Origin of the sequence: Mesorhizobium sp. M7A.F.Ca.US.010.02.1.1 (genome assembly GCF_004023085.1) — a bacterium.
Taxonomy (GTDB): domain Bacteria; phylum Pseudomonadota; class Alphaproteobacteria; order Rhizobiales; family Rhizobiaceae; genus Mesorhizobium.
In genome coordinates this window covers 1-13318 of record NZ_RZRV01000046.1, presented here as the reverse complement: position 1 = coordinate 13318, position 13318 = coordinate 1, and the positions used below count along the sequence as shown (strand labels likewise).

Genomic DNA, 13318 nt, shown 5'->3' with positions numbered 1-13318 from the left:
GAACATCTCAGCCTTTGCCAATTCTTGCCGCCTTGCCCTTATCGAACCACCACAGCGTCTCGACCGGAAAGCCGAAATCGGGCTTCTGTTCGACAAAGCCGAACATGTCCCAATAGGCGACGCGGTGATTCGCCAGATAGTATGTTGGAATCCAGTCGAGGCGCGCGCGCAAGACCCGGTCGAGCGCTCTGAGCGCCGTGACGAGTTCTATACGGTCTTTCGCCTTGCCGGCTGCCGCGATCAGGGCGTCGATGGCCTTGCTTTCGGTGCCCGGATAGTTGCGTTGCCCCGGGATTTTCGCCATCCGGGAATCATAGAGCATCTGCAGGCTGTCGTCGGTCGGCGTCGCCCCGATCGACCAATGCAGCAAGGCAAGGTCGAAGTCGTAATTGCTGTGCCGCTGCTCATACTGCGCCGAATCGATTTGCCGGATCGATGCGTCGATCCCGATCGCCTTCATATTCTCGGACCACGGGGTGTAGATGCGAACGATGCCGTCGTCCTCCGCCAGCATTTCGACCCGCAGTCGCTCACCCTTGTCGTCGACGACGAAACTGCCATCGCGTTTCCAGCCGGCTTGCGCGAGCAATCTCGAAGCCTCGCCCAGCAGCTTGCGGTCATGGCCCGAACCGTCGGACAGGGGCTGTGTTACCGCTTCACCGAAAACCTCTGGCGGCAACTCGGCCCGGAACGGCTCCAGCAGGGCCAATTCCTCAGGCGAGGGCAGGCCTTCGGCCTTGTAATCCGATCGTTCGAAGTTCGATTGAGAACGCTCGTAGGAGCCGTAAAACAAGGCCCGCTTCATCCATTCGAAATCGAAGCACCGGGCGATCGCCCGCCGCACCCGCTCATCGCGGAATTGCGGACGGCGCTGATTCAGCGCGACGCTCTGCATGTCCGGCGTCTTCTCACCGGGAAATTCCCGTTTGACGACCTTGCCGTCCTTCAGCGCCGGAAAGTCGTAGCCGGTAGCCCATACCCGTGAGGTGAATTCCTCGCGAAAATGCGTGTCGCCTTTCTTGAAGGCCTCGAATGCCGCTTGCCGGTCAAGATAGAAGTCGATGCGGATGCGGTCGAAATTGTAGAGGCCGCGGTTCACTGGCAGATCGCGGCCCCAATAGTCGGCCACGCGGTCATATTCGACAGTCTGTCCGGCCGCCACGCGTCCAATCTTGTAGGGACCCGAGCCAAGCGGCGGTGTCATGGTCGAAGCATCGAAATCATTGGCCGTATAAAAGGCCTTGGAGACGATAGGCATTCCCACGATCGCAAGGATGTTTTGCGCCGACTGCTTGCCGTTGAGGGTGAGATCGACGGTAGCGGGATCGACCGCAACCGCGTCGGTCATGTACCGCAACGCCTGGGAAAGGTTCGGATGGCCCTTGTCTTTGTAGAGCTTCAGCGAGAAGACAACGTCCTGCGCGGTCAGCGGCGAGCCGTCGTGGAAACGCGCTTGCGGCCGCAGCACGAAGCGGAAACCGTTGCGGTCCGGCGACAGGGTAACGGTTTCGGCAAGCAGGCCATAGGCCGCATCGGGCTCATCGAGCGCGCTTGTCATCAGGGAATCGAAACAAAGTTCGGTACGCGGCGGCGCCTCCCCCTTCAACACCAGTGAGTTCAATGTGTTGAAGGTCAGGAAGCTCTGATTGAGGGTCGAGTTCGGCGGCGCGAAATTCATCTGGCCACCCTTTGGGGCGTCCGGATTGACGTAGTCGAAATGCGCGAAACCGAGCTTGTATTTGAGGTCGCCGAAGGCCGACAGGCCGTGCAGCTTGGTGCCGGTCGCAGTGTCGGCGAAGGCCTTGCCGGGCAGCAAGGCGGCGGCTGCCGCGGCACTGCCCAGGGCGAGAAAGTCGCGGCGGGCAAGGGCCGCCATCAATTGCCACCCTTGTATTTGGCCGCCAGCGCCTTCTCCTTGTCCGGGTCGATCCACCAAGAGTCCAAATCGACGCCGAGATAGGTTGGCTGTTTTTCAGGCATTGCGAACTTGTTCCAGTATGCGGCCCGAACTTTCCCCAGGTGCCATTGCGGCACCATGTAGAAGTTCCAAAGCAACACTCGGTCAAGGGCATGGGTCGCAGCCATCAGGTCGTCTCGGTCCGTTGCAAAGATGACGCGGTCGATCAGTGCGTCGACGACAGGATTCTTGATGCCGGCCAAATTTCGTGATCCGGCCCTGTCCGCAGCTGTGGAACTGAAAAAGTCGCGCTGTTCGTTGCCGGGTGAGTTGGATTGCTGAAAACCTGCGAGCGCCAGCATATCGAAGTCGAAAGCGCGAGTACGGTTGGTGTATTGGCTGTCATCGACAATGCGCAGCGTTGCATCGATGCCCAGCCGCCGCAAATTGTCGATGAAAGGCGAGGCGACCCGCTCGTCAACGGGATCGTTGCCGAGGAACTCGATCTTGAACACTTCGCCGGTCTTCGCATTCACCAGCTTTCCGGCCTGATTGACCCAGCCGGCTTGCTTGAAAAGCTCGTAGGCCTTGCGCAAATTCTCGCGACCCGATTGTGGCGTGTCGTAGACCGGCAGCTTGAATTCCTGCTTGAACAGTTCAGGTGGCAACTTGTCTCGAAACGGCTGGAGTATCTCCAACTCCTTGCCCTGTGGCAGGCCGGTCGAGGCCAGATCGCCGCCTTCGAAATAGCTGTCTGTGCGCGTATAGGCGCCGAAGAAAATGGTTCGGTTCATGCTCTCGAAATCATACGCGTAGGTGAGTGCCTGGCGTACGCGTACATCCTGGAACAGCGGGCGGCGCGTATTTATCAAATAGGACTGCATGGGTTCCGGTGAGGTTGTGGGGAACTCCTTTTTGATGACATCTCCGGATTTGATCGCCGGAAAGGTGTATTCGACCGCCCAACGCTGGGCGCGTGTCTCGGCGCGGAAGTCTTCGAACCCCCCTTTGGTGAAGGCCTGCCAACCGGCGTTGTCGTCAAGGAAATAGCTGAAACGCTGCCTGTCGAAATTCTCGCGGCCGATCTTCACTGGCAGTTTGGCGCCCCAATAGTCCGGCACACGCTGCCAGACGATTTCGGAACCCGGCTTGAAACTCGCGATCTTGTAGGCCGCTGACCCCAGCGGCGGCTCCAGAGTCGTCTTGGTGATGTCGCGCTTCTTGCCGCTGGCGTCGTTGCCCTCCCACCAATGCTTTGGCAGAACGACGAGATCGCCGAGAATCTTCGGCAGTTCCCTGTTGCCTTTCTGATTAAAGTGGAACTCGACCTCGCGATCGGAGACCGCGACCGCGTCCGTGACGTTCTCAAAATAGCGGTTATACAACGGGCTGTTGGCCTTCAGCACCTGGAACGACCAGATCACGTCGTCGACAGTGATCGGCTGGCCGTCGTGCCATTTGGCGCGCGGGTCGAGGCGGTAGGTCGCGGAGGAATAGTCGGCCGGATACTTGTAGGCATCGGCGATCAGTGGGTGGCTGGTGCTGCCTTCGTCGGTCGCCTGCTCCATCAGCGTGTCGTAGAGTAGGCCGCCGCCGAATCCCACGAGGCCGGCCGCCGGCGATCCCTGCACGATATAAGGATTGAAGTTGTCGTAGGTGCCGATCACCACCCGGTTCAGCGTGCCGCCCTTGGGCGCGTCGGGGTTGACGTAGTCGTAGTGCTGGAAATTGGCGCCGTATTTGGACTCGCCGATCAGCGATGACGTGGTGCGCCATTCATCGGCGAGGGCAGCCTGCAATCCCGCCGCCAGAAGGGCTGCCGCCAGCAACGACTTGAGAAGCGTTCGGCCAACCGTCATGCACTATCCTCTTCGCAATGCCCGTTCATCGGCAATCTAGATGATTTGGCGCCCGTGAAAACCGCCATGCGCGGCTTTGTCGCCGCCTATGCGGTTTTCCCAACAAAAAAGCCGGGCTGAACCCGGCTTTTTCAAGGTCGTCGAGATGATATCTGACTATTGGGCAGGCGCCGGTGCGGGTGCGGCCGGAGCCGGGGCGGCAGGAGCGGCCGGTTTCGCGGGCGCGGCACCATCAGCCGGCTTTGCCGGAGCGGCTGCATCGGCAGGCTTGGCGCCTGCATCGGCGGCGGCACCCGGTGCCGGCAGCGGCTTGGGATTGTCGGACAGCGTGCGCAGATAGGCGATGACGTTGGCGCGGTCTTCTTCCTTCGGCAGGCCGGCAAAGCCCATCGCCGTGCCTTTAACGTCCTTCTTGGGCGACGTGATGAAGTGGTTGAGGTTATCGTAGGTCCACTTCTCTGTGCCGCCCTTGGAATATTCCTTCATGCCCGCCGAATAGGCGAAGCCCTCGTGAGAGGCGACCGGACGGTCGACGATGTCCCACAGATCGGGGCCGACCTTGTTAGGACCGCCCTTTTCGCCGGAATGGCAGGCCTGGCACTTCTTGAAGATGGCAGCGCCCTGTTCGGCATTTGCATTGGCCAGAAGATCTGCGATCGGCTTTTCGGCTGCGGCAGGAGCGGCCGGGCCGCCTTCGGCGGGCTCCGCGGCCTCGATGGCGAAGCCGGGCTTTTCCGGCGCAGGCGAGGCAAACAGCGCATCGGACACAATGCCGACCGAGAAGACGACGAAAACGGTTCCGAGCAATCCGGCGAGCAGTTTGTTGACTTCGTTGGAATCCATACGCCCCTTGCTCCCTTTTCCGGCGGACAGAACCGTCCACTCCGTCCGTCGGTATCGTGACCCGTCCTGCCAGGGCGGTCAAATCGGGCGGAAACTAGGTCTTTTGCTGCGGCGTTGCAACACCTATAAGGGCGCTTCCAGTGAGACCTTTTGCCACTTTCCCTGTCCTCTTTCGAGACGCCTTGCACCCGAAATGTCCACGCTGATCCTGATCCCGGCCCGCATGGCCTCGACCCGCCTGCCGGGCAAGCCGCTGGCCGACATCGCAGGCGCCCCGATGATCGTCCATGTCGCCCGCCGCGCCGCCGAAGCCGGCCTTGGCCGGGTGGTGGTGGCGACCGACACGCAAAGCGTGGCGCAAGCGATGCGCGCGCACGGGTTCGAGGCCGTGATGACGCGCACGGATCACGAATCCGGCTCCGACCGCATCCACGAGGCGCTGATCGCGCTCGACCCCGGGCGCAAGGTCGAAACCATCGTCAATGTGCAAGGCGACCTGCCGACCATCGATCCGCAGATTATCGCCGCGTCGCTCAGGCCTTTCGAGGACAGTGCGGTGGACATCGCCACGCTCGGCGTCGAGATCGTCCGCGACGAGGAAAAGACCAATCCCAATGTCGTCAAGATCGTCGGTTCGCCGCTTTCCGGCAGCAGGCTGAGGGCGCTCTATTTCACCCGTGCCACGGCGCCTTGGGGCGAGGGGCCGCTCTATCATCATGTCGGCCTCTACGCCTATCGCCGCGAAGCACTTGAGCGTTTCGTCGCGCTGAAGCCGTCGCCGCTCGAACGGCGCGAGCGGCTGGAACAGTTGCGGGCGCTGGAAGCCGGCATGCGCATCGACGCCGAGATCGTCCAGTCGCTGCCGCTCGGCGTCGACACGCCGGAAGACCTCGAACGCGCCAGACAGATCCTTTCAACCTGAGATATCGGCATGCCTGAAAAGACCAACAGAATATCCTTCCAGGGCGAGCCGGGCGCCAATTCCGACACCGCCTCCCGCAACGTCTATCCATCGATGGAGCCGTTGCCGTGCCCGACCTTCGAGGATGCGTTCAACGCGGTCGAGACCGGCAAGGCCGATCTCGCCATGATCCCGATCGAGAACACCATTGCCGGGCGCGTCGCCGATATCCATCATCTCTTGCCGGAATCGAAGCTGCACATCATCGGCGAATATTTCCTGCCGATCCATTTCCAGCTGATGGTGCTGCCGGGCGTCAGGCGCGACGAGATCAAGACGGTGCACAGCCACATCCACGCGCTTGGCCAGTGCCGCAAATACATCCGCAAGAACGGCTGGAAGGCGATCGTCGCCGGCGATACGGCTGGTGCAGCCAAGATGGTCTCCGAGGTCAAGGACCGCACCATGGCGGCGCTGTCGCCGGCGCTGGCAGCGACCCTCTACGGGCTCGACATCATCGAGCAAAACGTCGAGGACACCGACAGCAACGTCACCCGCTTTGTCGTCCTGACCAAGAACAAGCAATGGGCCGAGCGCCCATCACCCGACGTCAAGATGATGACGACCTTCATCTTTCGCGTCCGCAACGTGCCGGCCGCGCTCTACAAGGCGATGGGCGGTTTTGCCACCAACGGCATCAACATGACCAAGCTGGAGAGCTACCAGTTGGGCGCTTTCACGGCGACGCTGTTTTATGCCGACATCGAGGGCCATCCCGACGACCCGCTGGTCAAGCTTGCGCTGGACGAGCTCCGTTTCTTCTCCCGCGAAGTGCGGATTCTGGGCGTCTATCCGGCCAGTGAGTCGCGTGAGCAGTGGAAGGTTGCGGACTGATCGCTACTGGGCATGATCTTGTCCAAAAACCGGTTTCCACTTTTCGGGACCATGCCCTAAATCACCGCGCCCAGCGGCACGTAGTCGATCTCCATGAAGGCCTCGACCTCCGGCACCCAGCGGTCGCGCACGAAGGCGACATGGTCCGGATGGTCGTTGTACCTGTTGTAGGCGGCCTGGTCGGCGAACTCCATCGAGAAGCCGAAATGATAGTCGTTCTTGGGGCTGATCTGCCGCAATTGCTCGAAATGCGTGACGCCTCTGATCGCGGTTAGGATTTTCTTGGCGTCGACCAGGAACCGCTTTTCCTCCAGCGAATGCGGCGGATGCTTCAGCGTGAAAACGACGGTGTGACGGATCATGTCCTGCTCCTGCAATGTCTTTCGGTGTTCGCTGCCATCATTCTGAATCGACCCAGGCGCGGATGAGGTGATGCGCAATGGCGCCTTTCGGCGGCGTGACCAGATTGTCCTTGTGCGTCCTTTCCAGCATCAGGCGCACCTCGTCGCGAAAAAACCAGCGGCAGTCCTCAAGCTCGTTGAGGTCGGCCTGGATATCGTCATTGAGCGGCTCGCCGAAGCAGCCGATCATCAGCGAATAGGGGAACGGCCAGGGCTGGCTGGCGTGGTAGACGACGCGGCCAAGCCGGATACCGGCCTCTTCCAGCGTCTCGCGGCGCACCGCCGCCTCGATCGTCTCGCCCGGCTCGATGAAGCCGGCAAGGGCCGAGTACATGCCCGGCGCGAAATGCCGGCCGCGTCCGAGCAGGCATTTTTCCCGCGTCGCCGTCAGCATGATCGCCACCGGGTCGGTGCGCGGAAAATGCTCGGTGCCGCAATTCGGGCAATGGCGCTTGTAGCCGCCGGCCCGCATCTGTGATTCTGTACCGCATTTGCTGCAGAAACGATGGCTGGCATGCCAGGCAAGCAGGGCCGCCCCTTGCGCCATCGCGCCAGCCGCCGCCTCGTCGATCAGCCCTTGCATGTAGACCGAGCGGTAGTCGATGGCCTTGACTGTTTCCGGAAGCTGTTCGGGTTCGACGCCGGCGGGCACGGCCAGCACCGGTCCTAGTTCGGAAAAGCCGAGCAGGATGCCTTGCGCCAGGGAAACCTTGAAGGGCTCGCTCTCGGTGGCGCCGAACCAGGGATCGAGAGCGCCGCTATCGCCGAGCTTCAAATAGAGCCGGCCGCCATGCATCAGAAGCAGCCGCGTCGCCGGATCGGCCAGCGCCTTGTCGACCGAATCGTCGGCGCGGTTCTCGGACTGCCGGTCGATCATGTTGCCGGCAAAGCCGACGAACTGGCTCGGCTCGCGCAAAGGCGCGTCAAACAGGCGGAAGCTCATGGGGACTCTGGGATACGTTGAGGGATGGACACGGGAACGCTTATAGCGCCGCCTGGATCGTTTCGGCAAACCGTCGCAAGTCGGAACGTTGATAGGGCTCTCGCAGACCATGTCCCCACACAGGGCCTGGCCAGCCGGGATCGCCTTCCGAACGCGCGATGACATGGATGTGCAACTGGCGCACGATGTTGCCGAGCGCGCCGGTGTTGATCTTGGTGCAGCCGGTCGCCTTCTTCAGCGCCTGCGCCACCATATTGGTCTCGAAGGTCAGCATCGTCTGGTCGAGCGGCGTCATGTCATGGATTTCCTCCGCGCCGGGCCGCTGCGGCACCAGCAGCAGCCATGGCCAGCGGCGGTCGTTCATCACCCGCAATTCGCACAGCCCAAGCCACATCAACTGTTCGCTGTCCGCCTCCAGCCGTGCGTCCAGCGTGAATCCGGCCTCCAGGCCCGGCAGCATCGGCGTTTCCCTTGCTTTTCTTGGTTTGCTCAACACATGAAGGCTAGAGCGGCGGCAAGGGGGCTGCAAGCGAATCATTGCGCCCCTCACGCATTGGTGCGCCAATTCCATATTTTGCGATTTCTTCGGCGGACTTGCATTTCGTCGCGCAATTGCCGATATGGAAAGCGGGAGGTTGGTGGTGGACGATCCACTCGCCAACCGGGTCAGGTCCGGAAGGAAGCAGCCCTAACGAGCCCGGAACGGGTCATTGTTCCAGCCTCCCACCTCATCGGCCCCTCTCGCGACATTGACGACGCATTGCAGCGCGGGCGAGACTATGCGCAGGAATCGGCCGCCTTCGGGCGCGGCCATTTGGAGCTTTACGGGCGTATGAGCGAAGCCGGAAATTCGGGACCAAAAAGCCTGGAGATAGGCAAGGCCGCCGCCTATCGCGTGCTGGCGCGCAAGTACCGTCCTTCGAACTTCTCCGAGCTGGTCGGCCAGGAGCCGATGGTGCGCACCCTCACCAATGCCTTTGCCACCGGCCGCATCGCCCAGGCCTGGATGCTGACCGGGGTGCGCGGCGTCGGCAAGACCACGACGGCGCGCATCCTCGCGCGGGCCCTGAATTATAAAACCGCTGATATCGACCAGCCTTCGGTCGACCTCGCGGTGCTCGGCGAGCATTGCCAGGCGATCATGGAGGGCCGCCATGTCGACGTCATCGAGATGGACGCCGCCTCGCATACCGGCATCGACGACATCAGGGATATCATCGAGCGCGTGCGCTATGCGCCGGTCTCGGCCCGTTACAAGGTCTATATCATCGACGAAGTTCACATGCTGTCGACGCAGGCCTTCAACGGCCTGCTGAAGACGCTGGAAGAGCCGCCGCCGCACGTCAAATTCATCTTCGCCACCACCGAAATCCGCAAGGTCCCGATCACTGTCCTGTCGCGCTGCCAGCGCTTCGACCTGAGGCGCATCGACGCCGGCGCGCTGGTCGCGCATCTCGGCTCGATCTCGGCCCAGGAAGGCATTGCGGTCGACGACGACGCGCTGGCGATGATCGCGCGCGCCGCCGAAGGCTCGGCCCGTGATTCGCTCTCCATCCTCGACCAGGCGATTGCCCATGGCGCCGGCACTGTCGGTGCCGCGGCTGTGCGGGCGATGCTGGGACTTGCCGACCGCGCCCGCATCGTCGATCTGTTCGAACATGTGATGAAGGGTGATGTGGCAGCCGCCCTTGGCGAATTCCGTGCGCAGTATGACACCGGCGCCGATCCGGCCGCCGTGCTGACCGACCTTGCCGAATTCAACCATCTCGTCACCCGGCTGCGTTTCGTGCCGACGGCCATCGAGGATGCCTCGCTGTCGGAGGACGAGCGGCAGCGCGGCGCCGATTTCGCAAGGACGCTGTCGGTCAGGGTGCTGTCGCGGACATGGCAGATGCTGCTCAAGGGCATTCCCGAAGTGCAGTCCTCCAACCGGCCGGTCAGTGCCGCCGAAATGGTGCTGATCCGGCTGGCGCATGCCGCCGACCTGCCGACGCTGGACGAGGCGTTGAGATCGCTCGAGGGCGGAGCGTCGGTCCAAAGCGGCGCGCCGCGCCCGAATGGCGCGCCTGCAAGTTCCGGCAACGGCGGTGGCGCCGGCGCGGTGGCGCAGACGCGCATGCCCGCCGGTCCTGGCGGTGCGCAGACCATGCGGCTGGTCGAAGCCTCGCCTGCTGCCGTTGCCTACGTCGCTCCTCCGGAGCCGGCCATGGAATCGGCGCCGCTGAAATCGCTGGCCGACATCATTGCGCTCGCCGATGCGCAGCGTGACATCGCCTTCAAGGTGCTGGTCAAGAGCTGCATCCGGTTTGTGCGCATCGAGCCCGGCCGCATCGACGTCGGCCTGACCGGCGATGCGCCCAAGATGCTGCTCAACGACCTGACGACGAAATTGCGCGCCTGGACCGGCCGCAGCTGGCTGGTCTCGCTGTCGAAGGAAGAGGGCGGCCAGACGCTCGCCGAAATGGAATCGGCCAAGCGCGAGACGGCTTTTCTCGATGCCAAGAGCGACCCGACCGTGGCCGCTATCCTGGCGCGCTTTCCCGGCGCCAAGATCATCGACGTGCGCATTCCAGACGCGCCGGAAGCCGAAACGACAGAGGCTGAAGTGCCGGTCGAGCCGCCGGCTGACGACGATGAACCCTGATCCAGCCACGAATCCGCAAAGGACCCGACCATGAAAGATCTTCTCGGCCTGATGGGCAAGGCGAAGGAAATGCAGGCCAAGTTCCAGGCCATGCAGGACGAGATCGCCACGCTGGAAGCGTCCGGCCAGGCCGGCGGCGGCCTGGTCAATGTGACGCTGACCGGAAAATTCGAGATGAAGTCGCTGAAGATCGATCCGTCTCTGTTCAAGGAAGACGATGTCGAGATCCTGGAAGACCTGGTGCTGGCCGCTCACAACGACGCCAAGACCAAGGTCGAGCAGATCATGCAGGAAAAGACCAAGGCGCTGACCGCAGGTCTGCCGATCCCGCCGGGAATGAAACTGCCCTTCTAGCATTCGGCGTGCGCGCCCATCATCGACATGACCGAAGAGCCCTCCGAAAGACTGATCGAGCAGCGTATCCGCAACAGGATCTACGAGATCCTGGAAATCCTGGCCGATTGTGACGACGGCGTCGATCTCGTCGGCATCAAGGGTTATTTCTATCTGTTCGAGGATTTCGTCCATCGCCCTTCGATCGAAGCCGGCACATCGGCGCTTTCGAAGGACGAGCGCGCGATCGTGCTGGAGATCGCCGAATTCCTGGAGGCGGCAAGCGAGACAAATCCGGACTTCACCAAGGCTGAGTTCATTGACAGCGACTGGCCGGGAAAGATCGCCCCGACGGCCAGGGAGGCGCGGACGCTGTTCCTCCGGCGCGGCCTGTTTTCGGAGAAGGTCGAGGAGCTTGAGCCTGGCCAGCGGCCGTGATTGCGGCCGGGCTGCAGACCGGTTCCAGGAGAAATTAACAGCGTTTGCCCGGGAAAAGCGCGTAGTGCTTTCCCTTGGGGCAATTGCGGCGAAACAAAGAGAGAGAGGTCATCGCCTTTGTGAAATGATGGGTGCGATCTATCTGGAAAACCAGGAAATTGTGCCAATTTGGCAACAGCGCGTTGTTAATAACGTTTTGGCCATCATTTTGCCCGAAAGTGTCTCATTCTTGCCGCAGCTTGGGGGCGGGCACGAAGTGAGAGGGTTACCTGTTGATTTCTACGCGATGGAAGACGCCGCTGTTGCTCGGCGCCGTCATTTCACCCCTGTTTTTGGCTGCCTGTAGCCAGACCACTTCACACGGCATGTCCGTCGCCAGCCTGACCGACGCCATCACGCCGGGTTTCCTGAGCTCCCGGGCGTACAGCCACACGCCGAAGGACAAGGAATGCCTGGAACGGGCGATGTTCTTTGAATCCAACCGCTCGAGCCGCGACGGCATGATCGCGGTCGGCACGGTGGTGATGAACCGGCTGCGCTCCGGCAAGCACGGCAGCACCATCTGCGCGGTGGTGGGCGAGCGCGGGCAGTTTGCCCCCGGCGTCATGACAAGGCCGATGAATTCACGCGCAATGCCCGATGTCGAGGAAGCCGCCGACGCGGTGCTGAAGGGGGAGCGCAAGTCCAAGCTCAAGAACACCATGTTCTTCCACACCGCCGGCCTACGCTTCCCCTACAAGAACATGCACTACACCATGGTTGCCGGCGGCAATGCCTTTTACGAGAAGCGCGGCCGCAACTGGCAGCCGCTGCCGGACGAGCCGCAGGTCGCCATTGCCTCGGCGGCGCCGCAGAAGCCAGCGGAGCCGGTGACGATGGTCGCGTCCGCCGAGCCGGTGCGTCCGGCCAAGCCGGCCACCGTCCGGTCCGCTCCTGCCCAACAGACCTATATGACCGCGGCCGCCGCGCCGGCCGCGAAATCTGCGCGTGTCTCGGCGGAGCCGACGGTGGTGGCGATGCAGGAGCCGATGGAGGAACCGGATGCCGCCCGTTTTGGCGGAACCTTGAACACAAGGACGAGGGTCATCTCCTCGGTCGAGGAAGCGCCGCAAGAGGCGTCTATGGGTTTCCAGTCGACGCCTGAGAACACCGACGCTGTCGGCGCGATGATCGTCAGCCAGGGCCGGCCGCTCGAAACCAACTGATCTGCTCTCCATGATCCCATGGGCCCCGCCCATTTTGGTCCGCCAAGGCCAATATGGCGGTCATGCGTATGCGGATGTTCCAAAGCGCTCTGAAAAATCCTAGATCAGAGCGATGTCGAAGCGAATCGCCGGTCCCGAGATCGAACGTCTGATCCAGCTCCTGGCCAAGGTGCCGGGGCTGGGTCCCCGTTCGGCCAGGCGTGCCGCCCTTCATCTGATCAAGAAGAAGGAGCAGCTTCTGTCGCCGCTGGCCGCCGCCATGGCCGAGGCGGCCGACAAGGTGCGCATCTGCTCGACCTGCGGCAATGTCGATACATCGGACCCTTGCATGATCTGCACCGATCCGCGCCGAGATGCCGGCACCATCATTGTCGTCGAGGACGTCTCCGACCTGTGGGCGCTGGAGCGCGCGGCGGCGATGAATGTGCGTTACCACGTTCTCGGCGGCACGCTGTCCCCGCTCGACGGCATCGGCCCCGAGCAGCTCAACATGCGCTCGCTGATCGACCGCGTCGCCGGTGGCGAGGTCAAGGAGATCATCCTCGCCGTCAATGCTACGGTGGAGGGCCAGACGACCGCGCATTACCTCACCGATCAGCTGTCCGGCTTCGATATCAAGGTGACACGACTGGCGCATGGCGTGCCTGTCGGCGGCGAACTCGACTATCTCGACGAGGGCACGCTGGCCGCGGCGCTGCGCTCGCGGACGGCGTTTTGACAAAGTTGCGGCAGAGGATGCGGATCATGATTGTTGCGCATCCGTCGAGGCTGGTGCCAAGCACCCCCCTCTGTCCTGCCGGACATCTCCCCCGCAAGGGGGGAGATCGGATGTCATCTTTGTTTTCGCAAATCGCCGACATTGCAACAAGAGCGCCGCCGATGAAGCGGCCAATCTCCCCCCTTGCGGGGGAGATGTCCGGCAGGACAGAGGGGGGTGTGAAGGAACGCAAACCTCTCAGA

The 13318-nt window shown here is 62.3% G+C and carries 14 protein-coding genes and 1 other RNA gene; 9 read left to right on the top strand and 6 right to left on the bottom strand.

Annotated features, from left to right (window positions below):
- Positions 1-7 precede the first annotated feature (7 nt).
- The 3 genes from EOA19_RS30005 to EOA19_RS29995 all read right to left on the bottom strand — a co-directional run bounded on the left by EOA19_RS30005 (position 8) and on the right by EOA19_RS29995 (position 4599).
- The gene (locus tag EOA19_RS30005) at positions 8-1876 is read right to left on the bottom strand and encodes an extracellular solute-binding protein (RefSeq protein ID WP_128305651.1); all 1869 of its coding nucleotides are present in this window, start codon (positions 1874-1876) and stop codon (positions 8-10) included.
- A complete protein-coding gene (locus tag EOA19_RS30000) occupies positions 1876-3756 on the bottom strand; it encodes an extracellular solute-binding protein (protein ID WP_023811444.1) in 1881 nt (626 codons plus the stop codon). The genes EOA19_RS30005 and EOA19_RS30000 overlap by 1 nt, the downstream gene beginning before the upstream one ends.
- A 156-nt stretch (positions 3757-3912) precedes the next feature.
- Positions 3913-4599 carry a cytochrome c family protein gene (locus EOA19_RS29995; RefSeq protein WP_128305650.1) on the bottom strand — a complete coding sequence of 229 codons (687 nt, stop codon included), beginning with the start codon at positions 4597-4599 and terminating at the stop codon, positions 3913-3915.
- A 193-nt stretch (positions 4600-4792) separates the two neighbouring features.
- Between EOA19_RS29995 and EOA19_RS29990 the strand changes: the two genes are divergently transcribed.
- Positions 4793-5521 carry a 3-deoxy-manno-octulosonate cytidylyltransferase gene (locus tag EOA19_RS29990; RefSeq protein ID WP_128305649.1) on the top strand — a complete coding sequence of 243 codons (729 nt, stop codon included), beginning with the start codon at positions 4793-4795 and terminating at the stop codon, positions 5519-5521.
- Between the two features lie 9 nt (positions 5522-5530).
- Positions 5531-6394, top strand: a complete 864-nt coding sequence (locus tag EOA19_RS29985; protein ID WP_127293982.1) for a prephenate dehydratase — start codon at positions 5531-5533, stop codon at positions 6392-6394.
- Between the two features lie 56 nt (positions 6395-6450).
- Here EOA19_RS29985 and EOA19_RS29980 read toward each other — a convergent pair whose 3' ends face one another.
- Genes EOA19_RS29980 through EOA19_RS29970 form a run of 3 tightly spaced genes read right to left on the bottom strand, consistent with a single transcriptional unit; the run spans position 6451 to position 8198 of the window.
- Positions 6451-6756, bottom strand: coding sequence for a Dabb family protein (locus tag EOA19_RS29980; protein WP_127293984.1), 306 nt, complete (start codon positions 6754-6756; stop codon positions 6451-6453).
- 37 nt (positions 6757-6793) lie between these two features.
- The gene (nudC, locus tag EOA19_RS29975; protein WP_128305648.1) at positions 6794-7738 is read right to left on the bottom strand and encodes an NAD(+) diphosphatase; all 945 of its coding nucleotides are present in this window, start codon (positions 7736-7738) and stop codon (positions 6794-6796) included.
- Between the two features lie 40 nt (positions 7739-7778).
- The gene (locus EOA19_RS29970) at positions 7779-8198 is read right to left on the bottom strand and encodes an HIT family protein (protein ID WP_128305647.1); all 420 of its coding nucleotides are present in this window, start codon (positions 8196-8198) and stop codon (positions 7779-7781) included.
- Between the two features lie 170 nt (positions 8199-8368).
- Here EOA19_RS29970 and ffs point away from each other — a divergent pair.
- From ffs to recR, 7 genes are all read left to right on the top strand, one after another.
- Positions 8369-8465, top strand: an RNA gene (gene ffs, locus EOA19_RS29965) — signal recognition particle sRNA small type.
- 105 nt (positions 8466-8570) lie between these two features.
- On the top strand, positions 8571-10382 hold the full coding sequence (locus EOA19_RS29960) for a DNA polymerase III subunit gamma/tau (RefSeq protein ID WP_128305646.1): 1812 nt from the start codon (positions 8571-8573) through the stop codon (positions 10380-10382).
- Between the two features lie 30 nt (positions 10383-10412).
- Positions 10413-10736: a YbaB/EbfC family nucleoid-associated protein gene (locus EOA19_RS29955; RefSeq protein ID WP_013527931.1), complete on the top strand. Its 324-nt coding sequence runs from the start codon at positions 10413-10415 to the stop codon at positions 10734-10736.
- Positions 10737-10763: 27 nt separating this feature from the next.
- Positions 10764-11153: a hypothetical protein gene (locus EOA19_RS29950; protein WP_127293990.1), complete on the top strand. Its 390-nt coding sequence runs from the start codon at positions 10764-10766 to the stop codon at positions 11151-11153.
- On the top strand, positions 11131-11499 hold the full coding sequence (locus tag EOA19_RS29945; RefSeq protein WP_128305645.1) for a hypothetical protein: 369 nt from the start codon (positions 11131-11133) through the stop codon (positions 11497-11499). The genes EOA19_RS29950 and EOA19_RS29945 overlap by 23 nt, the downstream gene beginning before the upstream one ends.
- Positions 11426-12358 (top strand): cell wall hydrolase, encoded by a 933-nt coding sequence (locus EOA19_RS29940; RefSeq protein ID WP_128305644.1) that lies wholly within the window; start codon positions 11426-11428, stop codon positions 12356-12358. Before EOA19_RS29945 ends, EOA19_RS29940 begins: the two co-directional genes overlap by 74 nt.
- A gap of 112 nt (positions 12359-12470) precedes the next feature.
- Positions 12471-13076, top strand: a complete 606-nt coding sequence (recR, locus tag EOA19_RS29935; RefSeq protein ID WP_128305643.1) for a recombination mediator RecR — start codon at positions 12471-12473, stop codon at positions 13074-13076.
- Positions 13077-13318: the final 242 nt, after the last annotated feature.